Origin of the sequence: Peristeroidobacter soli (assembly GCF_004138485.1) — a bacterium.
GTDB lineage: Bacteria > Pseudomonadota > Gammaproteobacteria > Steroidobacterales > Steroidobacteraceae > Steroidobacter > Steroidobacter soli.
Map to the genome: position 1 here is coordinate 323,402 of NZ_RYEV01000006.1, position 22,984 is coordinate 346,385.

A 22,984-nucleotide genomic window follows, 5' to 3' on the forward strand; every position below is an offset into this window, starting at 1 on the left:
CACGGAGCCTACACGTGGGGCTAAACCACTTTTTTGCGAATGAGATTAAGAGTGACGCGGCATCAGCATGATTCATGCGCGCCGATTGCTCGTTCGCGCAATTGCTGGCACGCACCGATAGGACGAGGGGTGCGCAACTTGGTGCAAGTTCCCCGCGCATTGCTGAATTCGAAGCAACACGTTGTTACGCGCCGGCCGGTTTATTCGACCGGCATGGCGAGCGCAAGCTGCTCCCCACGTCGCAGCAATGCGATGGTGAATAAAAGTTTAGGAGATGATGATGTTGACGACCAAAAGACTGATTGGATTAGCAACCGCTGGCGTACTTGCCGCCACGGCTGTGCCGGCGATGGCGCAGGTGACCGCGGGCAGCCAGGAAGTTGGCGCATATGTAGGCGAGGCGTTCGGCGACGATCTGAGCGATCGCAAGATCAACGGACGGACTCCCGAGCTCGATGACGATCTCACCTATGGCCTGCGCTACGGTTACCACTTTACCGACGCCTGGGGCCTTGAATTGTCGCTGGGTCAGACCAATACCTCGGTCACGGGTCTGTCCACGCGCGACATCGATCTGGATCTGACGACGTTCGATGTCGATGCGGTTTATCACTTCAACCCGGGCAGCCGCTTCGTGCCTTATGTGCTCGCGGGTATCGGCTATGCCAGCGCGGACCTCGATCGTCCGATCACGGGCACAGTCAACGGCGGCGGGCCGGTGCGCATCAGCGACGACAACGGCTTCACATTGAACGCCGGCGTCGGCGCGAAGTACTTCATCACCGACACGGTCTCGCTGCGCCTGGACGCGCGCTATCGTTATCTCGACAAGGTGATCGATCGTTACGACGATTCCTTGAACACGTTCGAGACGACGTTCGGCGTGGGCTTCCAGTTCTGAGCGAAGTCGATCAGCCCGTGCCCGGGGCCGGAACGGCCCGTCGGGCCGGGCTCAGCCGATGAAGATTCGTGCCGAGAGATCGTCGGCGATCGCAATGTTCTGGAGCAGCGTCTCGGCGGTTTGCGCTCGTTGAGCGTGTGCATGAATCAATAGCGGCGCGATCTCGGTGACGTGATCGTGCAAGGGCGAACCATCCATTGATGCATCACGCTCGGCGAGCGCTTGCAACAGCTTCGCTGCTGTCTTGAGCGCCTGCTCGGGACTGTCGAGCAGGGCGGCCGCAACGATCGCTTCGATCTCGGGGCTGCTCGTGTCCGGCTCGCGCACCCGATCGCATGATTTCTCGAGCAGTTCTCGTGCGCGCCGCTTGTCGCCGTCGAGTGTGAACAGAAGCTCGGCGGCGTTCGCGTATGAGCGGGCGAGCTGTACTTGCCCTTCTGTTGGTGCGCGTGCAATCGACAACGCGCTGTCCAGCAGTTCGTCGACAGCAGCTCGGTTCCATTGAGCGCAATCCGCCGCCATGCGCAACAGGGCATCCACCTTTCGCCAGTCGGATTCGCTGCTGAGTGCGAAATGACGTGCCTTGGCGAGGAATAGATCGGCGAGCGCTCTGTCCTGGGAGCTGTAAGCTCTCGCGAGCGCTGAGTAACCAACCGCGCGGCAGTCGGCATGGCTCATGGAATGTTCGATCGTGTCGAGCGCAAATTCGGACGCGTAGGGTGCGATTGCAACTGCAACTTCCCGCAGGCCTTCGTTGCGAAACCATTCACCGCGGTACTCGACGACTTCGTACGCGCGACGAGCATTCGCCGCAGTCTCCCAGGCAAGATGGGGGTTGAATTTGGCGATGTCCGCGATGGCCCGGCCCACGCACCGATGATCGCCTTGCAACTGGTCGAGAACGAAACCAAGAAACACCCTGGCGAGTTCAGGGGAGCGCCTCGCGACGATGGCGCCCGCCGCAGCGAACGTGTTGCACAGGACATCCGAGCCGGACAGGATGGGGCGAGTCTCTGCGAGCCATTGAAAGACCCCATGGATGCTGTCGGCATCGGGCGGCCTGACGTGGTCGGTCGCGCGACATTCGTCCACCAGCGTGATCAATATCTCAGTCAACTGCGGGTGTTCGTGTGCGGTGGCTTGCAGAAGCAGCTCGGCGAGGACATTGATCTTGCCCCATTCGTTGTCCGGGGCAGAAGTGCCCAGCAGCTGCAAGGCCCGATTCAGATCGACTCGACCGAACGCTTCGATGACGACTTCCATGGCTTCGGCCCGCCCGGCAGGCAGTGACTCCGCCAACTCCAGCGCTCGATCCGGGCTTTCCTCCGCAACTGCGGCCAACAGCTTCGCTTCCAGTGTCTTGCGCCAGAGATCATCGGGATTGGGCGTGGCGGCCTCGCGGATCTTCGACTCGATCTGACGTATCGCATTCTCGCCGTCGGTCGATGCGCGAGGAGTCATGAGCTTGATCACAGTTTCGAACTGCGTACGGGCAGGCGCCGGTTTCTGGCCGCCTGCAATGAGAGCAATTTCTTTCGCCGCAGTCTTTGCTGCTCTGGCGACCGCGGCTTTCCATCCGTAACCCTCGGCCTTCGCGATGCCGATCAGATAAATATCCTGCTCGGCCTCCGCCAGCACTTCGTGAGCCGTGTCTTGATTGATGGCCGCCAGATGCACGCTGGCACTGAGCAGACCATAGCAACGGCAATGCGGATCGCGCGCGGCCCGGGCGTTCGCGAGCGCTTCATTCACGTCAAACGATGCAAGATCCGAGACGACTGTGCCGAATTTTTTCGCTCGCCAGTCGCCTTCATGCATGGCCAGCAACGCCTGCAGCGATTCCACCAGCAACCCGATGCGGATGGCTTGCGGTTGCGATTCGCCGGCCTGGCTCAGGTGCCAGAACGCGAGGGCGCGCTGTTGAGCGTCCGGCTCCTCGCGCGCCGTCCTCGCGGCGTTCTCGAACATCTCCTGCGCCTGGGGAGGCGCGACCGGCAGCAGCGTTGCAAACAGCTCTCGATAGATGAGACTGCGGTGCGCGAACGTCGACATTGTTTCGACGTTCGCAACCAGGGTTTGAAGCAGATCCAGAGAGTCATGCAGGCCGCCGTCCCTGACGAGGTGTCCTTTCAGCAATAGCACGAGGCTTTCGGCTCGGGCGTCCGAGGACGTCTGGCGATTTGCAACCCACAGTGCCTTCTCCGGATCTTTGACGGCGATAGCAGCGACGATACTGCGTAGTGCTACCGCTCGAACCCATTGGGCGGACGCGAGCTCAGCCAGATCTACGGCACGCTCGACTTGGCCTGCAACGGCGTACAGCGGCGCGAACTGGCGTGGGATGTCGGCGCCGATGCGAGCGCGAAACGAGTCGACTGTGAGGCTGAAGCGAAGCATCGCTGCGGAGTTGGCGGTTGCCTCGGCAGCCTGCACGCCGCGCAGCAGGTCCTGGCGTATGGATCGATAGTCGTGAAAGCGCTCGATCTTCGCCCGCAGGAACTGGCTCATCAGCAAGGGCTCGATTCGTTCCGCGAAGCCACCGGCCATCAAGTGCAGGGGCAGATGGCGCAGGCCGTAGTCATCGACAGCGGCCCAGTCGATCGTCGCCGCAACGTCGACGATCCCGCCATAGAAGGCGCTGAAGATGCAATGGCCGAGGCGCGGGTCCAGATGATGCGGGTTGTCGATGCTTCGATCCGCCACCGTCAATTGGTCGAGCGCGAGGAAGTCGCGCAACGATTGATGAAACAAACTGAAAGTGGGCTGCGCTCCCTCGGACTGCGTCCGCTCCAGGAACGGCTCGAATCTTGCGACGAATTTTCTGAATTCCGCGCTGTCGATCTGAGCTACTCGCTCGGCATGTTGTCGCGTCAGCGGCTCGCGTGCCGCGACCAGCACGCTCCAAACCTGACTACTATCGTTCCACGAACTGCCCGCAGCCCGAGTGAGCGCGGCATGAAAGTATCCATGCAGGCCCGAGGGCAGGCGATCGATGCTTTGCTGATCGAGGCGCCCGGCGGCGACGTCGTCCAGCAGCAGCTTGCAATAGAGGAAGTTGCCGGCGGCGTTGCGCTCGATTGCGGCTGCCAGCTGCTGCGCCGATGTGCCATTCGATGCGACGGTCGGGATCTCACTCAAAGCGGCGGACACGTATGAGCTCAGATCGGTTCGATTGAGCGCGGCGCTTTGCTCCGACGACAGGTCGATCGTCCGATGATGTCGCAAGCTGAGAAAGACCCGCTCCAGCGGACGAGTCGTCGCGATGATCCTGACCCAGCCAGGCAGTTCTTCGGCGCTGCCGAGCAGGTCCGTGATGGTGGGTTCATCGGTGCTGAAACTTTCGTCGAGCCCGTCCACCAGCAGCGCCAGCGACACGGGACGATCGGGCGACGTCGCCATGTGCAGCAGCGGGTGGATCAGGGCGACGACAAAGGATCGTCTGGCGGAGGGGCCGGACAGATGCAGGTCGGCGATCGCGGTCACTTGCTGTGCCGTGCCCACCGTTTGTGTCACGTCGATGCGCACGTAGGGCTCCTGTGTCGCGGCCAGTGCCTGGTAAAAAGCCGGTACGGCATTGGCAAGTTGCAGGGAGATGGATCGAACGAAACCGATGGCATCGATCGAGGAGCTTTTTCGCGCCGTACAGAAATGCACTGCCCGCAGTGCATCTTGAATCGTCGATCTCACATTGGCGGACAGCGGCGCTGCCATGCGTCGCCGCAACTCCTCGGCGATCGCGGTTTTGCCGGAGCCGGGCTCGCCGGTCAGGATCATGAAACGCGGGCCGTCGGCCGAGGCCAGCCATTGCTCGATGGCCTGGAATACCCAGTCGCGCCCGACGAATCCCACGGTGTTGTTCATACGATGGTTTGTTTGTATCGATTCGTGCGACAATCCGCGCCATCCCGGCTGGCCATGAAGGATGATTATGGAAGCGCTCATCGCTACAGTCATCAGTGTCCTGGTTCCTTACCTCGTCAAAGGCGGCGAGGCCTTCGCCGAGGAGGCCGGTAAACAATCCTTTGCCGGGGTCAAGGCGCTGGTCGATCGCCTGGCCAAGTGGTGGAACAAGAACGACGTGGCCGCGGCAGCGGTCAAAAGTCTGCCGCAGGCGCCGGCCACCTACTCCAAGATTCTGGCCGATATGCTGGCCCTGGACTTGGCCAAGGACCCGACGTTCGCCGCCGAGTTGAGCAAGCTGGTCAAGGACGCCGGGCCCATCGTTGACGTTGTGCAAAAGGTCCGGATCGCGCACGACCTGACCGGCGCGGACATCGGCACGTTGATCCGAGGTCACGTTCGCGTCGAGCAGCAGGTCGAGTACGGCGAAAAAGTCACGGGCGTGAAGATCGACCGGATCGGTTAGACGCAGACGCCTCAAGTGCCGTCCGCCGATCGCGCGGGGACGTGTACGACAACTTTGCCCCGCGCATGCCATCCCGCCAGATACTCGATGGCCTTCGATGTTTCGTCGAGCGCAAAGCTGCGGTCGATGACCGAGGTGAGCTTGCCATCGCGCGCGAGATCGGCGAGGAAGCTCAGATCGTCGGGGTTCAGTTGTGCGACAAAGAACACGAACTTCTCATCGACGAACCACGATAGCGCCAGGCCGCGGATGACTCCCCAGAACATGCCGACCCACGGGCCTTCTTTCGGCGCGCCGACGATGACCACGATACCGCCCGGTGTGAGCGCGCGGCGCAGATCCAGAGGCGAGCGATTGCCGACGTTGTCGATGATGACGTCATAGCGTTCGCTCGCGGACGTGAAGTCTTCTTTCTTGTAGTCGACGACATGGTCCGCGCCGAGCGAGCGTACGAGCTCGACGTTCTTGGTGCTGCATACGCCTGTGACATCGGCGCCGAATGATTTGGCGATTTGCACGGCATAAGTGCCGACGCCACCCGATGCGCCGTTGATCAAGACTTTCTGGCCGGCACGCACGTGGCCTTGATCCCGCAGTGCTTGCAGAGCGGTCACGGCGGCGATGGGAATCGCTGCGGCCTGTTCAAATGTGAGATTGGCCGGTTTGCTTGCAATGGCGCGAGCTTCGCGCACGGTCACGTACTCCGCGAAAGCGCCGCTGCGTCCACCGAACACTTCATCGCCGGGCTTGAATCGCGTGACATCCTTCCCGACAGCCTCGACGATGCCCGCGAAGTCGACGCCTACGCTCGGATCGTTCGGTGCGCCCAATCCACCCGAAAGACGCATGACGTACGGCCAGCCTGCGACGCTGTGCCAATCGAGCGGATTGACCGCGGCCGCTCGGACTCGAACCAGAACCTCGTCGTTGGCCGGCGTCGGTCTGTCGATGTCTTCAAAGCTGAGGATGTCGGGCGAGCCATAGCAGCGCTGCATTACTGCCTTCATCTTGAATTGCGAGCCGGTGGTCGTGGTCGGCGGCGCGGGGCACGGCGAGTCGTGGCTCAGCATGATTGCGAGCGATACGACGGCCAGCGCGAAGACCGTGGCTACGCCGAGGACGATGCGTTTGCTCAGAGTCATGGGGATTCTCCCTGTCGGTTTCGGACGGACTATGAAAGTGGGCCGCCGAGAAAACGAGCGCATGCGACGGATGCCGGTCCCGGCGGCCCGAATGACGATTCCGGCGGACGAATGGCGGAAGGGGCGCGCTTTGCAGGGGGTAAAGTGCGGGCGCGCGCGCCGGGCACGATTTATAGTGGCTCCATGTCATCCGCGATGGGCCATCAGCAGATCACGCAGGCGCGGCCGCGAGGCCTGGCGCTCGTGTTTGGCTGGCGTCGACTGGTGCTGGCGCTGAGCCTCGGGATCGTGTTCGGCGCTGCGAATAGCCTGTCGTCCACGGCGCCGACGATCGATGTCACCATCGGCCATGCCGTCGTCGTCAGTCTGGTGGCCGCGCTGGCGTTCGGGCTGTTCGAACAGCGCCCGGTTCGATTGCCGCCCTGGCTGCCGCGTTGGGTGCTTCAAGTCGGCGGGGTGGTCATCGCCGTTCCAGCGGGCGCGCTACTCGCTCATTCGATCTCGATGGCCGTCGACATTCATACGGCGCACCAGACGCCGCAGATGAAAGGACTCCTCGCGCTCATCGTGGAAGGGCTTCTGTTCGGGCCGTGGATCGCGCTGGGTGCAATGCTTCGTCAACGCGATGTCTTTGCCCGCGACCAGGCGCTGGCATTCGAGCTCGAGCGCAGTGAGCTCGAACGCAAAGCCCTCGATGCGCGACTGCGACTGTTACAGGCGCAAGTGAAACCTCACTTTCTGTTCAACACGCTCGCCAATGTGCAGGCGCTGGTGAATGCGGGCTCACCGCAAGCTTCAAAGGTGCTGACGAATCTGATTGCCTATCTGCGCGCGGCCGTGCCTCGCATGCAGGTGCAGACGACGACGTTGGATCAAGAGATGGAGCTGGCGCGCGCATACCTGGAGCTGATGCAAATGCGCATGCCCGACCGACTGCAGTTCGCGTTGCATATCGAGCCGACGGCCGCGAAGTTTCAATGTCCGCCCATGACTGTGCTGACGCTGGTCGAGAATGCCGTTCAACATGGCATCGATCCAGGCGAGGAGGGCGGGCGTATCGACGTCGATGTCTGGTTGCGCGACGGCCGTTGTCTCCTGCGCGTCGTGGATACAGGCGTGGGTCTGAAAACACAGGGCAGCGGGCTCGGCACCGGGCTTTCGACGTTGCGCGAGCGAATGCAGCTCGCATTTGGCGGCGACGCTCGACTGACTCTGACCGAGATCGAGCCGCATGGTGTCTGTGCTGAGCTGAGCTTTCCGGCCCGACAATGAATCCCACCGCACTCATCGCCGACGACGAGCCGCTGTTGCGGGATGCGCTCGAACGCATGCTGTCGCAGCTCTGGCCCGAGTTGCAGATCGTGGCTCAGGCGCGTAACGGTCGCGAAGCCATCGATCTGTTCGAAACGCATCGCCCCGGGATCTGTTTTCTGGACGTGCAAATGCCCGGGAAAACGGGGGTCGAGGCCGCGCAGCACATTGGCCGTCGTGCGCATCTGGTGTTCGTCACTGCTCATGATCAATACGCCGTGCAGGCGTTTGCTCAGGGCGTGCTCGATTACCTGGTGAAGCCGGTCGAGCCGGAGCGATTGGCCGAGACCGTCGCGCGGCTGAAGGAGCGGTTGCAGGCGGCTCAGCCGGCATTGAATACCGATGCTCTGCTACGGCAACTCGCCGCCAGCCTCGAACGAACCAGACCACCAGCGACCTTGCGTTGGATGCGGGCCTCCGTTGGCCAGACCGTCCGCCTGATCGCGGTGGACGATATCGACTATCTGCGTTCGGAAGAGAAGTACACCCGAGTCGCATGGCGCGACGATGCCGGCCAGTCCCGCGACGCTGTGGTCCGCACCCCGCTCAAAGAGCTGATCCCGCAGCTCGACCCCACCCAGTTCGCGCAGGTCCATCGCTCCGTCGTCGTCAACCTCCGAGCTATCAGCCATGTCACGCGGGGGCCGAACGAAACCGCCGACATTCATATGAAGGGGCGTGACGAGGTGCTGCCCGTCAGTCGCGGCTACCTGCACCTGTTCCGTCAGATGTGAGTTCATTCCCGGCGGGTCGCCGGAATGATCAGCTCGCAGCAGACGCTGTCGTCGCAGAAGTCGATCTTGCTCTATGGCAGCCCTATACCGGAAACCTTGCGACAGTAATCGATGAGTGCTTCCTGAAGCGCTTCATCCCGCGCCACTGGATTCAAACGCCCGGGTTGCTTGTGATAGAAGAAGCCGCCCGTGGTACGCGCCTCTTTGTCGTCGCTCACGGCGAGCCAGGCCTGAGTGCGATGTCCCTGATCGAGGTCGTCGTTCGCCCCCGCGCCGCCCATGCGTGTCTGCACCCATCCGGGCGAGACCGCGTTGCTGAGAACGTCGGGCCAATGTCGAGCGACTGCGAACGCCAGCAGGACGTCGTGCAGTTTGGTATCGGCATAGGCCTGACTGCCATCCCACTTGCGCTGGGACCACTGCAGGTCGTCGAGGTCTGAATGGGCGCCGAGGTGCATGCCGGAGCTGAGATAAACCAAACGTTTCGGCTTCGGCATGAGCGCGGTCAGCACATACGGAGCGAGCACATTGATTGCCCAGAGCTGCGAAAGGCCGTCGACGGTCTCGATCCGGCGAGCCTCGCGATAACCGATGCCGACGTTATGAACGACCGCGTCGAACGGGCCGAACTTGTTCGCTTGCTCGGCCACACTGCGCATCGCGTCCAGCGTGGCAACGTCGCCAATCACCCATTGCGTCGACCGAGGTGCCTCGGCCTGAGCTTCCTTCATGCGCGCTTCGTTACGCGCGTGTAGTACGACCGAGTGCCCTTGGTCGGCGAGTAACTGGCCGGTCATCAGGCCGAGGCCTTGCGATGAGCCGGTGATGAAGATGCGGGCCATGGCTGCTCCACGGTGGCGAGGGTCCCGTGGAGCGTAGCTTACTTTCGATGCAATCTCATGCGGGTCGCGCGCTGACTACGCGAGGGGCGAACAGCAGCGCTGTCTGTTCCGCCGGCAGCTCGCGGCTTCGAGATCGCGCACCAGGGCGCTTTCCTGCAAGGCCCTGCGCAACGCTGCTTCCAGCAATGCCGCGCCTCCGGTCAAGCGGAAATTCGAGGCAGTCCGCGCTCCAGCCCGGCAGGCCAGCGGCGGCAACGGCTGGCAGGAATTCTGATAACCCGCGCGTTACCATCACAGGATGCCGTTTACTGACCGGAGCCCGATGCTTCGGTCATAACGGCGCCTGCCCAACGATGAGCATGAGTGGGGATGATGGTTCGCGCATTCACGTTGCTGTTGACGTTGGCGATCTGGGGCGGGCTCGCGCTCGCCGAGGCTGACGACAGCCCCATCAGGGTCGGAGATGAGCACTGGGTGCGCTCCGAAGTCTTCAAACAACAACGGCGCGTCCAGGTTTATTTGCCGTCGAGCTACGGCACTTCGCAGGCCCGCTATCCGGTGCTGTATCTGCTCGATGGCGATGCTTATTACCTGTCGGTTGCCGGCATCGTGCGTCAGCTCGGTGAATCTTCCGGGCGCATTCCCGAGACCATCGTCGTCGCCATTCCCAACGTGGCGCGCGCCCAGGAGCTGGCGCCACCGAAGCGCAAGCCGAAGGCGGATGAGGCGCGGTACGACGCGGATCGATTCCTCCAATTCCTGGAGCAGGATCTGATCCCCTGGGTCGATGCTCAGTACCGCACCGAGCCGTTTCGTATCATCGTGGGGCATTCGCGCGGCGGACTGTTCACGCTCTACACATTCTTGAACGCGCCCGACACCTTCAACGCGTATCTCGCATTGAGTCCCGCGCTTTGGTGGGACGATCAAGCGCTGGTCCAGGAAGCGCCGGCAAAACTGCGAGCACTGAAGGCCGGCAAGGCGACGCGCTTCCTGTATCTCTCGGCCGGGCACGAGTCCGTCGAGATCACCGAGCCGACAGCGCGCATGGCACGGCTCTTGGGGCAAAGTCAGCCGGCCGGATTGCGCTGGCGCTATGACTACCTGGCGAACGAGAATCACATGTCGAGTCACTTGCCGAGCACCTACGCCGGGTTACAGATGGTGTTCGCCGATCTGCAAGTCTCGGACGCTGCGCTTCTGTCGCAGGGACTGGCGGGTGTCGAGTCGCACTACGCCGGGCTGCAACGAATCTATGGCTATCCGCTGCGTCCCTCGCGCGCGATGCTGTCGTGGATGGGGAATTTTCTCGACCAGCAGGGACGGCCCGAACAGGCGGCTGCGTTCTATCGACGCGCCGAGCAGCTCTATCCAAATCATCCTCCTCTGATGCGTGACTGGCCAGCGCGGCCGCTGCAGTAACTCGAATGAAAAAACTCCGTGTGGTTTTCGCCGCGGTCATTGCGGGCTGGGCGCCTTGCCTCGTCAATGCGGACTCGACCGATGAGTTTCGGGTCGATCGCAATGTGTTCGTAACGATGCGGGACGGCACGCGCCTGGCGACCGATCTTTATTTGCCGGGAAAGACCGCGAGCGGGCCGGTCCCCGTCGTTCTGATTCGCACGCCCTATGGCAAGGACGTGCGCTACACGCCGCAGTCGACGCAGCCGGCCTCGCTGCTTCGGTTCTTTGTGTCGAATGGATATGCCGTTGCCGTTCAGGACAAGCGCGGCCGTCATCGCTCGGAAGGCATTTACGTCGTCTCGGGCGGCGATGCCGAGGATGGCTACGACACCGTCGATTGGTTGAGCAAACAGCCGTGGTCCAACGGCAAAGTCGGCGCTGTTGGATGTTCCTATGAAGGCGACATTCAATTGTTCATGGCGGGCGCGCGGCCGCCGGCATTGAAGGCGCTCATTCCAATGGCGTCCGGTAGCGCAGTCGGTTCGCTCGGCGGTCACTATCGCTATTGGGGCGCGAGAGTGGGCGGCGTGCCCGAGTGGGTCGGCGTGGTCGGCTGGTTTGCCCAATACGGAGAAAAAGTCTTTCCGAAGCTGCCGGTCGATTTGCCGCATGACGAATACAACGCCAACGCCGCGCTCTGGGACATCACGCGCCGGCCGCCGATCATCGATCTCAAAAAAGCCTGGCATCACTTGCCGACCAAAGACGCGCTCGCCGCGCAGGGCATGACCGGGACGGATTTCGAAGACACCGTCGCTCGCCCCAACACCGATCCCTACTGGCAGAAGCTGCCGTACATGACGGAGAGCTACGTCTCCGACGTGCCGGCGTTGTTCGTCAACTCGTGGTATGACTTCGGCGCCGACATGACGTTGTTCGAGATGAACCATCTGCGTCAACGCTCGGCGTCGAAGCTGGCGCGTGACAATCAGTTCGCCATCATGAGTCCTCACACGCACTGTGCGTTCGAGCGCGAGGCGAGCGAGAACACGCGCATCGGCGAACGTGACATGGGCGATACACGCTTCGATTACCGCAGTCAGTACCTGACCTGGTTCGATGCGTGGCTGAAAGACGATGCCGCGGCCAGGCGTCGCATCCAGGAGTGGCCGCGCCTTCGTTACTACGCCATGGGGCGCAATCGTTGGCAGAGCGCGTCGGCGTGGCCGTTGCCGGCAACGTCGTCGCAAAATTTTTATCTGGGCAGCGGCGGCCGGGCGAACGGTCTCACCGGCAATGGCACGTTGAGCCGGCGCTCCTCCAAACCAGCAACGACGTCCAGCTCCTACAGCTACGATCCAAACGATCCCGTGCCGTCCCGGGGCGGAGCGATCTGTTGCACCGGGACGCCGGATGCCGTGCCAGGCGCGCTCGATCAGAGACCGGTCGAAGCGCGGGACGACGTGCTGGTGTTCAGCTCCGAAGTCCTGAAGCAGGAGCTCGAAGTCACCGGCGACGTGAAGGTCGTTTTGTATGTGTCGTCGGACGCGGTGGACACGGACTTCACGGCCAAGCTCATTGACGTCGATGCCGACGGCCGGGCATTCAACGTGCTGGAGAGCGTGCTGCGCGCCCGGTTCCGCGAAGGTCTGGATAAAGAGGTGTGGATGCGGCCCGGTGAGGTCTACGAACTGACCATTCCGATGGGAGCCACCAGCAATGTGTTCCTGCCGGGCCATCGGGTCCGTCTCGAAGTGTCGAGCAGCAATTTCCCACGTTGGGAACGAAACATGAACCGGGGCGGAGCCAACTCCGAGCAAAAGGACGGAGTGCCGGCACGCAATAGCGTGCACCACTCGGCGTCCTACCCGTCGCGACTGATTCTGCCCGTGATCGCGCGAAAGTAGGTGGGTTACCCGTACCGGATGCGCACTTACTAGCAACGATGCCACTCTGTCGTTCATGAGCAACCCCTTTGCCATGTCGATGCCGGTCTCCGCCGAGCGCACGGCGCGTGGCCTGACCCGGTTGCAGCTGTTCATGATGAGTTTCGGATCCATCGTCGGCGTGGGCTGGATCACCATTCTCGGTCAATGGCTTTCGCTCGCCGGGCCGGGCGGCAGCGTCGTCGCGCTGCTGATGGGGGCGGGGGCGGTACTGCTCGTCGCTACCAACTACGCGTCGCTGGCCCGGAACGATTTGTTCGCGAGAGGCGGCGAGATCGGGGCGGTCGCCGCATCGCTCGGTCCACGCGCGGCGTTCATCGTGACGTTGGCCCTGTGTCTGGCGACGATCAGCATCGTCGCGTTCGAGGCGGTGTCGGCCGGATGGATCGCGGTGACCATCTTCCCCGCGCTGGAAGGCGCGCCGTTGTATCGAGTCTTCGGGCGCGACGTGCATGCTGGAACGCTGGCGATCGCGCTGGCCGGAACCGCGATCGTGGCCATTTTGAATCTCCGGCCCATCGTCAAAATGGCCCGGGCGCAAAACATCATCGTGTTCGTGAAGCTCGGCGTCACTTCGGTATTCATCCTTGCCGGCGTCATGGCTGGCAAAGCAAGCAACCTGTTGCCGCTGCTGCCGGCAGCCACCGACGGTCAGCCGATCTACACCGGCATTGCGACGCTGGTCGCGACCATGCCTCTGTGGTTCGCGGGCTTTCACGTGGTCGCCATTCTTTCCAACGAGCGTGCCGATAGCGTCCGTTTGACCGATGTTGGCTGGGTGATGCGAGTCGCGATCGTGGCGGCCTGCATGTTTTATGTGTGCGTCGTGCTCGCGGCGTCCTATGTCGTGCCCTGGCAAACGCTGATTGCCGCGCCGCTGCCGGCGGCGACTGCTTTCCGTAATGGGCTGTCGAGTGCGACGTTTGCCAACCTGGTGCTGATCTCGGGACTGCTGGGCATCTGCTCTGCCTGGATCGCCTGTTTCGCCGCGTCGGTGCGGGTGTTGAATCAATTGCGTAAGCAGCTGAGCGGTCGGGCTGCGGAACCCCGCTCGGCGACGATGTTCATCACAACCCTTGCGGTGATTCTCGCTCTCGCGGGTCGCGCGGCGCTCGTGCCAATCGTCAACGTCGCGGCGCTTTGTTTCGGGCTGGTGTATTTCCTGGTCAGCCTGGCAGCGTGGCGGCACGCGGCGACGCTGCGCCAACGCTGCGTCGCTGGACTTGGTGCGGGCGTTGCAGGCTCGATGTCCGCCTACACCTTGATCTCCGCTGTCGCCGAGACCGGCTGGATGGCGCCCGAATTTGGCATTGTCGTGCTGGCGGTGGTCGCGGGCACGTTCCTTTGGATGATGAGATCGAAGAGTCCAGCTTATGCATCCTGAACAAATTCACGTCTCCGCCGCGCAGCGTCTGCTGCAGTCCGCCGTCGTCTGGGACAACGTCTGGCCGGTGGATCTGCCGGGCCTGGGCAGTGCCGATAACGGTTGGGAACAGCTCGAACGGTTCGCCAGGGCGGGGGTCAGCGCAGTCGGCGTCACACTCGCCGGCGACACTCACAACAGCGCCGAGGCATTGCGTATCACGGCCTGGGCACGCCACGAGCTGCAGTCGCGATCTTCGTTGCTGAAGTTGGTCGAGAAAGTCGAGGACATCGTGTCCGCGAAACGCGCCGGCCAGCTCGCGGTGGTATTGCAGTTCGAAGGTACGCGCTGTTTCGAACGCGATTTGAATCTCATCGACGCCTTCTATGCACTCGGTGTGCGTCAGACGCTGCTCGCATTCAATAGCGCCAACTGCGCCGGCAGCGGCTGCGCCGAACCGGCAGACGGTGGGCTCACGCCTTACGGCCGGCGCTTCGTGCGTGAAGCCGAACGCATCGGCATGCTCGTCGATCTGAGTCATGTCGGCCGGCGGACCTCGCTCGATGCGCTGGCCATCGCGCAACAGCCGATGGTGTTCAGCCACTCCAATGCCAATGCCATCCATTCGTCCTTCCGTAACATCGACGATGAGCAGGCGCGCGCTTGCGCGGCCACCGGCGGTCTGGTGGGCATCTCCGGCTCGAGCGAATACCTCGGCGACCCGAAGTGCCGCACGCAGACGTTGTTCCGGCACCTGGATCATTACGTTCAGTTGCTGGGGCCGGCGCACGTGGGGCTGGGGTTCGATGTGATTTTCAACGCCGAGCCGGTCAATGCCTTCGTGCGGGCACGGCCCGAGGAATGGCCGATGGCCAAGGATCCGGCCTGGCCCGGCTTCAATTACGCGGTACCCGAGCAGATCGTCGAATTGATTGGCGTGATGCTCGCGAACGGCTACTCTGAGAGCGCAGTCGAGGACATTCTGGGCCGCAACTACCTGCGTATCTGCTCGCAGGTCTGGAGATAAGCGGGACTGCTCGAGGGCGAAGCAGTGAAAGCCAGGCTGGGTGCATTGATCGTCGATGAGCGCAAGCCGGCGCTCATGCAAGGGGCCGTGCGCCTCGAAGTCAGTCGCAAAGCGCTGGAGCTGCTGATCATGCTCGGCCACGCCGGCAGCAAGCCGGTCGGGCGCGACACCCTGCTCGAAGGATTGTGGTCCGATCGGGACGTGAGCGACAAGGCGCTCTCCATGCTGGTGGTGGAGCTGCGTCGCGCGCTGGCGCCGTTCTTCTCGGGTCAGGAAACGATCCATACCGTGCCGGGCCATGGCTACGGCCTGTCCGTGCCCTACGAGCCGTGCGATTTTCCCTCCGAGCTTGCCAACAGCACGATGACGCGCACGGGCATGACTATTGCCCTGGCCGCCCCGACCTTGTTGTCATCCGGGCCTCGCGCTGTCGAACTCGGTGCCTGTTTTCGCGACACGCTGTTGAACACGCTCGGCAGCGCACCCCAATTGAAGGTGAGCACGCGCGAGGCGTCGCTCGGCACCGATGCCGATGGGTTCACGTTCATCATTCAATCGTCCGTGCGCGTCGTGAAGCGGGAAGTGCTGCTGAGCGTGCGCTGTGTGGATCCACGTAGTCAGGAAATATGTTGGGCCGCCAGTGAGCGAGCGCCGCTGGTCGATGCGTTGGAAGCCGAGACGCGATTGTGCGGCCGGCTGCTGCGAGAGTTGCAGTCGACTGAGTCTGGTTTCTGGGGGCGTCAGACCTGGAAACATTATCGGCAGTCTTCCGGATTCGACGCGTTGTTGGAAGGCCAGCGATTGGTTGCGGCTCGCGACGCGACGTCATTTCCGGGCGCAAGAGCAAGATTTCGCCAGGCACTGCAGCTGGATCCCAGCTGCGCGCCGGCGCTGGTCGGCATGGCTCATTGTGACATCCTCGAAGCGTTCTACGGCGGTGTGGAGCCGGTGGCCGCGGCGGAGCGAGCCACTGCCTATATCGATCGAGCCTTGGTCCTCGACGCGAATCTCGCCGACGCCTATTCGACGCGCGGCCTGATTCATCTCGCTCAACTTCGGTTCGACAGTGCCGAGCGGGCGTTGCTCGAAGCTATGCGGCTCGATGATTCGAGCGCGTTGACCTTGCACTGGTACACCGACTTCCTGGCTTCACAAGGTCGCTTGCGTGAAGCGGTGCACGTCGGTCATCTGGCCGTGGCTCGTGCGCCAGCATGCGTGGTGGTCAATGCGCAGCTGGGTCAGTTACTGCACCTGGCGGGCCGCTACGAGGAAGCTCAGGTGCAGCTCGAGCGAGTGATCGCGATGGACCCTTCGGCCGCGGGCTCGTACAGCATGCTGGCAATGAACTTCATCATGAGCGGCAAGCCCGGCGCGATCGAATACTCGCGACGTGCCGTCGATCTTGCGCCGGGCGCACCTTTTTATCGCGGCGTTTACGGCAGTGTGCTCGCCGTTTCGGGCGAGCGAGATCGTGCTCTACAACAGTTGCACGCACTCGAAGCGAGCGCGGGCCAATCGGCTGCATTCGCAGAGGGCGCGATGCTCATTGCGACTACACTCGGTCAGCTGAAACGCGCCGTCGAATACTTCCGAGTGGCAACCTCTCACGGCGCCGCTTGGGCGCTGTGCACGCCGATGTTGCCGATGCTGGCGGCATTGCGTGCCGAGCCTTCTTTCCAGACATTGGTCCGCAGTCGAGGCATGACCACTGTCCCCGCATGATTTCGCGAGCACGCTTACCCGCGAGGGATGCGGCTTACTGGTACCGATGTGAAGCTCCCGTGGCATCGACAGAGTACCGCGACGAGGCCACGTTCGTCCGCGGACCGCACGGGGAGAAAGCGAATGTCCAATGTATTGCTGAAGAAAGTTTCGATCCTCTCGGCATTGCTGGCCGCGAATGCGCAGCTGCCCATCGGCCACGCCGCCGAAGCCGACTCCGACCAGGCCGATGGTAAGAGCCAGATCGCCGAGATCCTGGTGCTGGGCCGACGCAGCGATCAATTCGCCGGCGCCAAAGACCTCACGCCCGTATTCGAGACACCGAGCTCGCTGACGGTCGTCGACTCCGAGCGCTTCCTGTTGCAGCGACTGGTGTCGGTGGAAGATCTGTTTCGCGAGATGCCCGGCGTCACCACGACCAAGACGGTGTCCGCGTATCCGAAGTTCTTCGCGCGTGGCTTCGAGATCTCCAGCTTTCTGGTCGACGGTGTGCCGGGCAGCAGCGGTGTGAATGCACCGTATTCGGTGCCTGATTTGTTTCTGTTCGAGCGCGTCGAGCTGTTGCGCGGACCGTCGGCATTGTTCAGCGGCTCGGGCAGCCCGGGCGGCAGCTTGAATCTGGCCCGCAAGCGGCCGGGCAAGGATTTTGCGCTGACCTCGGCAGTGGAAGGCGGCTCTTGGGATTTCATGCGGGCGGAGTTCGACGTGAACAGTCCGCTCAATGACGACGGCAGCATCCGCGGCAGAGCGGGCGCGGCCTGGCAGGACGCGGGCGAATTCATCGATCACTATCAGAAAGATCGCAAACTGTTCTTCGGCTCGGTGGCGTTCGATATCACCGACAGCACCACGCTCACGACTGGCGCGCACTACGATCAGTATCGATCGACTGTGCAGGTGGGCTTGCCCGGTATCGCCGGCGTCGGATTGATCGATCTGCCGCGCGATAGTTATGCGGGCGGCAACGAGAACTACTTCGAAACCAAGTCGAGCCAGGTGTACGCCGAGCTCGCGCAGCGCTTGACCGAGACCTGGAATGCGCGACTCAACGTGCAGTACACCAAGCTCGATCGTGAAGAGGAGTACCTGTGGGGGCGCGGTCCCATCACGGCGACCAACGGAACCATCGCGCTGTCCGGTTACCACGGTGCACACGATGCAAATCTGTTCTCCGCCGATCTGAACGTGGTGGGTGCGTTCGAGCTGTTCGGTCGCGAGCACGGTGTGCTGTTCGGCGCGGACTATCAGCGGTCCGAATGGGAGTATCGCTCGAACTCCGACTCCGCCACCGGGCTGACCTTCGACTACTACAATCCAGTGATTCCGACGCAGCCGGATCTGCCGCTGACGCCGGGCGGCGAAGAATATTTCTCGGGCAAGGAAGTGCAGACTCAATACGGCATCTATGGTCAGACGCGTCTGTCGCTCGCCGACAAGCTCACCGGCGTGCTGGGTGCTCGCGTGGCCTGGGTGAAGTACGACTACCAGGAGTTCGATGCCATTCCCACCGGTGTCTACTCGGTGGATGCCAAGGTGTCGCCGTACGTCGGCCTGGTCTATGACTTCACTCAGCAGTGGAACGCGTACGCCAGCTTCGCGGACGTGTTTCAGCCGCAGGCCGAGCGCAAAGCCGACTTCGCGCCGGTCGGCCCGGTGATCGGCAAGCAGTATGAAGTGGGCATGAAGGGCAATCTGATCGGCGGACGATTGCTGTTGTCGGGCGCGCTGTATCGCATCCGGCAGAGCAACCGCGCGGTCGCGGACCCGAACGATCCGAACTTCTCGGTCGGCTCCGGCCTCGTGCAGAGCGAGGGCTTCGAGCTCGAGGCCAACGGCAAGCTGACGCGCTCGTGGACGCTCGAAGGCGGCTACACCTACAACAAGAACAAAACCCTGCGTGACACCGATCCGTCGCTGGTGGGCACGCAGTTCATTCCCGTGATTCCCGAAAACAGCGTGAAGCTGTTCACCAACTATGCAATCGACGCAGGCGCGCTCGCCGGCTTCAGCGTCGGTGGCGGGCTCACCTGGAATAGCGAGTCGACCGGGGTTGGCGTGGTTCAGGATTCGTACGTCGTGGCCAGCTTGCGGGGCGGATATCAGATCTCCGATAGCGCGCTGATCACGTTGAACATCAACAACCTGTTCGACGAGACGTATTACGAGAACATTCGCGATCCGCGTTTCGGCAACTATTACGGCGCGCCGCGTAGCGCCTTCCTCCGTCTCACTATCAGCTACTAACGGAGCGCGACATGCGTCTGAGGCACGGGCTTCTGACGTTGGCGTTGTGTGCTGTCGCGGGTGTCTCACCCGCGCAGCCCGCTGCGCCCGCTGTCGAGCTGAACCTGTCGTTCGAAAAGCTGACGTTGCCGAACGGACTGCAGGTAATCCTGGTGCAGGACCGGCGCTTGCCGGTGGTGGCGACCAACCTGCGATTCCAGGTCGGATCGGGTGACGACCCGGCCGGCAAGCCCGGCTTCGCCCACCTGTTCGAGCATCTCTATGCGTTCTCGCCGCCGGAGAGCATCCCGAGTCCGCAATCCATCGGTGCCACTCAGGACGGCGCCACGACCGATCCCGACCGGACCACTTATTACACGACCGCGCCGTCCGATCGGCTGGAAACGTTGCTCGCGCTCGAGAGCGAGCGCTGGCGCAACTTTCCGCGACGGTTGAATGCGTCGCTGCTGACGAAAGAGCGCTCCAATGTGCGCAATGAGCGTCGCCTCAACATCGAGAACCAGCCGTACGGACTCGCAGACGAGGCGGTGTTCCTGCAATTGTTCCCGACCGGCCATCCCTATCATTGGAAATATCTGGGTACGCATGCAGGTGTCGAGGCTGCACGTCTCGAGGACATGCGTGAGTTCTTCACGCGGTACTACGTGCCGGGCAATGCCAGTCTGGTGATCGCCGGCGACATCGATAAGGCGCACGCGCGGGTTTTGGTTGAAAAGTACTTTGGAAACATCAAGGCGGGCACCGTTCCGCCGCGTGCGAAAGCGGCAGCGGCGCGTGTCGGCGGACAGAAGCGGATCACGGTAACTGATCGGGTCGAGGTGCCGAGAGTCACCGTCGCATGGGCCACGCCCGGTTGGTATCAGCCTGGCAATGCTGAAATAGAAATGCTGTCCGCGATGCTCGGCAGTTCGTCGAGCCGACTGTACGACCGCCTCGTGCGACAGGAGAAATTGGCCAACAGCATCGTGGTGGAGCACCTGCCGTTCGCGCGAGGCTCGGTGCTGACGATCAAAGCGGCTGCCGCTCCCGGCGTGACCTTGCAGCGTCTCGAGAATGCCATCGCCGCCGAGATGGCTGCGTTTCAGAAAGCCGGCCCATCCGAGAGCGAACTCGAGCAGGCGCGTAACGCGACCCTGCTGAGTATCGTTCGGGGCCTGGAGAAGCTCGGCGAGATCAATGGATTCGGCGACTTCACGATGGATGCAGCCTATGGCGGCGTCGCAGAGCAGCTGAATCAATGCAACGTGTTGATGAGCGATCCCGGATGTCTGCGTGAAGTGATGAGGCGTTTTGGCGCGGTCACGCCGGATTCGCTTCGCCAGGCCGCGGCCACGTTGACGCCCAGCTCGGGTGTCGTCATCTACGCCGTGCCGGGCGAGAAGGTGGTCGATGAGGTGCCCTCGGCTGAAGTCGTGTCGGCGTCGTCACATCTGGCCGAGCACGACAAATTCGAAATGCCGCCCCTCGGATCGCCATCGACAGTGAAGCCGCCTGCGCCGCAGAGAGTCGTGCTCCACAACGGCTTCCAGGTGTGGCTCGTTGAACAGCACCAGATCCCGGCGATCTCCGCACACTTGATCGTACGTCGAGGCAGTGGCGACAGTCCTGCGGATCGCGCCGGTCTCGCGGCCGTCACGACCAAACTCCTGTTGAGAGGAACGCGAGATCGCACTTCGCGCGAGTTCGCCCTCGAAGCGGCGCAGCTCGGGACCAAGGTGGAAGCCGACATCAGCAGCGATGCGGCCGCGCTGGGCATCCGTGTGTTGAAGCAGAACCTGCCGCGAGCATTGGGGTTGCTGTCGGATGCGGCGATGAATCCCTCGTTCTCGCAGGCTGAGCTCGATTCGCTGCGAGCGGAAGAGCTGGCTCGGATCGCTCAGGCACGCAGCAACGTAGATACGCGAGCGAGTTATCTGTTTACCGATACGTTGTACGGCGGAGCAGGGCCGTATCGTCGCAGCGGCTTGTTCAACGACGACTTGTTTGCGCGAACTCATAACTACGGTTACGACGAGATTGGCACGGAAGAATCGCTGCGAGCGATGACTCGCGGCGAGGTCGCCCGGTTCTGGAAGGAAGGCTATACGCCGGACAACACCGCATTGGTCGTGGCGGGCGATGCGTCGCTTGCAGAGCTGCGGGAGCTAGCGACGAAGTATTTCGGTGCATGGCGAGGCAAGGCCGCGCAGGTGGCACGTGCAGCGGCTGGCGCGCCCAAGGAGCATTATCTCGTCGAGAACGCTGGCAACGCATCTCAAACGGCACTTCGCGTTGGAACGGTGGGGGCGGCGAGGACCAGTCAGGATCTCGTGCCGCTGCGTCTGCTGAACTTCGTGTTCGGTGAGATCTTCGAGAGCCGGATCACGGCCAACTTGCGCGTGAAGCACAACTACACCTACATGGCTCGCTCACAGTTTGCGTTTCGTCGTGAGCCCGGACCGTTCGTCGTCGGCACCAACGTGCGCACGGATGTCACCGTGCCGGCCTTGCAGGAGTTGTTCAACGAGATGAGCCGGCTGCGTGAGGAGCCGGTGTCGGACGCGGAAATGCGCTTTGCCAGGACGGCCTACGAAAGCTCACTGGTCAGCTTGTTCGAAAGCACTGGCAGGATGGCGAGCACGGTCGGACAGCTGTTCACTTACGAGCTGCCACTCGATTACTACCAGGCGCTGCCCGCTCGTATCGGCGCGACGACCGCGGCGGATATCCAGCGCGTCGCCCGGCAATATCTGCAGCCGTCCAAGGTGGTGGTCGTGGCGGTCGGCGATCGGGCACGCATCGAATCTGGCATCGCGAATGCCGTGAAGGCCGCCACGCGAGGTGAGCCATGAGCACGTTACCTGCACGGGATGCTGCTTACTCCGACCGATGCGACGCTGAGCGCATGACGAAGTCTCCTGTTCCCATTGCCATCGTCGGCCTCGGCATGGTTGCCGATGGGCACATTGCTGCTTATCGTGAGTTGCCGGACGTTCGAATCGCAGCGGTGGTCGATCCGCGAGCCGAGCGAACGCGCGAAGTTGCCGAGAAGCTGTCGGTGCCGGGCTTCACCAGCTGCGAAGAAATGCTTCGGCACGTTCGGCCGGCCATCGGCTGCGTGCTGTCGACGGTCGCGTCCCATCGCCCCAATACCGAACTGCTCGCGAACGCCGGTGCGCACGTCCTGTGCGAGAAGCCGATGACCAACAATCTGCAGGATGCGCTCGCGATGGTTCAGGTCTGCGAACGCAACGGCGTGCAATTTATGTACGGCTCGTCCTATCGCTACCTGCCGACGATAGTCCGCGCTCGTGAGCTGATTGCGAGCGGCGTGATCGGCGACGTGGTGTTGATCGAAGAACGCGGTGTGACTGGCGCCGGCGCGGACCAGTTCACGCCGATGTCGAGTGCGCATTATCCAGAAGGCACTCCGGGTGGTGGCGGCTTCGGCATGTTCGATCACGGCGTGCATCTGCTCGACATCTTTCCCTGGATTCTGGGCAGCTCGATCCGTCGAGTGCTGGGCCGTGGCAATTACAGCGGCGCCAGGATGAGCACGGAGTACGCGGTGCTGGAACATGAGAACGGCGCCATGGGCTGGCTCGTTTACGACGAAGCGACCGTCAGCTCGGATATGCCTTGGGAGGGGTTGTTTGCCAGCGGAATCACGTGGCAGCACGGGCTCGGCTTCGGCGGAGATCCAGGTCAGTGGTTGCGGGAGGCGGCGTCGATTCGCGTCCACGGCACCAAAGGCGCGTTGCGCATCTACTACTACGCCAATCGAATGTTCCTTTGTCTGCCGTCCAGCACGCGGGAGATCATCGTGCCGGCCGCGGCAGCGCCGACGCATTTCGGCCGACAGTTGCAGACGTTCGTCGAGGCTCTCAGGCATTCGAACGATGCTCCGGTCGGGCCGGCGACCGGCATTCAGGCATTGCAGACATTATTGGCGATTTATCGCAGCGCCGAGTCCCGGCGCTGGGAAGCGGTTGAGCGATAGGGC

General features: G+C 62.6%; 15 protein-coding genes. 12 read left to right on the forward strand and 3 right to left on the reverse strand.

Features of this window, described 5'->3' with window-relative positions; translation table 11 throughout:
- Window positions 1–280: 280 nt before the first annotated feature.
- On the forward strand, window positions 281–901 hold the full coding sequence (locus EKO19_RS27935) for a porin family protein (RefSeq protein WP_157995466.1): 621 nt from the start codon (window positions 281–283) through the stop codon (window positions 899–901).
- A 51-nt stretch (window positions 902–952) separates the two neighbouring features.
- Here the strand turns inward: EKO19_RS27935 and EKO19_RS27940 are convergent, their stop codons facing one another.
- Window positions 953–4,762, reverse strand: coding sequence for an ATP-binding protein (locus EKO19_RS27940; RefSeq protein ID WP_157995467.1), 3,810 nt, complete (start codon window positions 4,760–4,762; stop codon window positions 953–955).
- Window positions 4,763–4,829: 67 nt separating this feature from the next.
- Here EKO19_RS27940 and EKO19_RS27945 point away from each other — a divergent pair, with 67 nt between their 5' ends.
- Window positions 4,830–5,267: a hypothetical protein gene (locus tag EKO19_RS27945; RefSeq protein ID WP_129780677.1), complete on the forward strand. Its 438-nt coding sequence runs from the start codon at window positions 4,830–4,832 to the stop codon at window positions 5,265–5,267.
- A gap of 11 nt (window positions 5,268–5,278) precedes the next feature.
- Here EKO19_RS27945 and EKO19_RS27950 read toward each other — a convergent pair whose 3' ends face one another.
- Window positions 5,279–6,274, reverse strand: a complete 996-nt coding sequence (locus EKO19_RS27950) for an NAD(P)-dependent alcohol dehydrogenase (protein ID WP_129780970.1) — start codon at window positions 6,272–6,274, stop codon at window positions 5,279–5,281.
- Between the two features lie 318 nt (window positions 6,275–6,592).
- Here EKO19_RS27950 and EKO19_RS27955 point away from each other — a divergent pair, with 318 nt between their 5' ends.
- Both EKO19_RS27955 and EKO19_RS27960 read left to right on the forward strand, forming a co-directional pair.
- Window positions 6,593–7,681: a sensor histidine kinase gene (locus EKO19_RS27955; protein WP_217705657.1), complete on the forward strand. Its 1,089-nt coding sequence runs from the start codon at window positions 6,593–6,595 to the stop codon at window positions 7,679–7,681.
- Entirely contained in the window at window positions 7,678–8,454 is a 777-nt protein-coding gene (locus EKO19_RS27960; RefSeq protein ID WP_129780678.1) for a LytR/AlgR family response regulator transcription factor, read from the forward strand. The genes EKO19_RS27955 and EKO19_RS27960 overlap by 4 nt, the downstream gene beginning before the upstream one ends.
- 71 nt (window positions 8,455–8,525) lie before the next feature.
- On the opposite strand, the gene EKO19_RS27965 is transcribed toward EKO19_RS27960, so the two are convergent.
- On the reverse strand, window positions 8,526–9,296 hold the full coding sequence (locus EKO19_RS27965; protein ID WP_129780679.1) for an SDR family NAD(P)-dependent oxidoreductase: 771 nt from the start codon (window positions 9,294–9,296) through the stop codon (window positions 8,526–8,528).
- A 369-nt stretch (window positions 9,297–9,665) separates the two neighbouring features.
- Here EKO19_RS27965 and EKO19_RS27970 point away from each other — a divergent pair, with 369 nt between their 5' ends.
- The 8 genes from EKO19_RS27970 (at window position 9,666) to EKO19_RS28005 (ending at window position 22,981) form a co-directional block, all read left to right on the forward strand.
- Window positions 9,666–10,718: an alpha/beta hydrolase gene (locus EKO19_RS27970; protein ID WP_129780680.1), complete on the forward strand. Its 1,053-nt coding sequence runs from the start codon at window positions 9,666–9,668 to the stop codon at window positions 10,716–10,718.
- Window positions 10,719–10,723: 5 nt separating this feature from the next.
- Window positions 10,724–12,607, forward strand: coding sequence for a CocE/NonD family hydrolase (locus EKO19_RS27975; RefSeq protein WP_129780681.1), 1,884 nt, complete (start codon window positions 10,724–10,726; stop codon window positions 12,605–12,607).
- A gap of 55 nt (window positions 12,608–12,662) precedes the next feature.
- Complete coding sequence (locus tag EKO19_RS27980; RefSeq protein WP_129780682.1) at window positions 12,663–14,030, forward strand: APC family permease; 1,368 nt, start codon at window positions 12,663–12,665, stop codon at window positions 14,028–14,030.
- The gene (locus EKO19_RS27985) at window positions 14,020–15,036 is read left to right on the forward strand and encodes a dipeptidase (protein ID WP_129780683.1); all 1,017 of its coding nucleotides are present in this window, start codon (window positions 14,020–14,022) and stop codon (window positions 15,034–15,036) included. Before EKO19_RS27980 ends, EKO19_RS27985 begins: the two co-directional genes overlap by 11 nt.
- Before the next feature lie 24 nt (window positions 15,037–15,060).
- Window positions 15,061–16,758 (forward strand): winged helix-turn-helix domain-containing protein, encoded by a 1,698-nt coding sequence (locus EKO19_RS27990; protein WP_129780684.1) that lies wholly within the window; start codon window positions 15,061–15,063, stop codon window positions 16,756–16,758.
- 123 nt (window positions 16,759–16,881) lie between these two features.
- On the forward strand, window positions 16,882–19,002 hold the full coding sequence (locus EKO19_RS27995; RefSeq protein WP_157995468.1) for a TonB-dependent siderophore receptor: 2,121 nt from the start codon (window positions 16,882–16,884) through the stop codon (window positions 19,000–19,002).
- 11 nt (window positions 19,003–19,013) lie between these two features.
- On the forward strand, window positions 19,014–21,833 hold the full coding sequence (locus EKO19_RS28000; protein WP_129780686.1) for a M16 family metallopeptidase: 2,820 nt from the start codon (window positions 19,014–19,016) through the stop codon (window positions 21,831–21,833).
- Window positions 21,834–21,886: 53 nt separating this feature from the next.
- The gene (locus EKO19_RS28005) at window positions 21,887–22,981 is read left to right on the forward strand and encodes a Gfo/Idh/MocA family protein (RefSeq protein WP_175597220.1); all 1,095 of its coding nucleotides are present in this window, start codon (window positions 21,887–21,889) and stop codon (window positions 22,979–22,981) included.
- The last annotated feature ends 3 nt before the right edge of the window (window positions 22,982–22,984 follow it).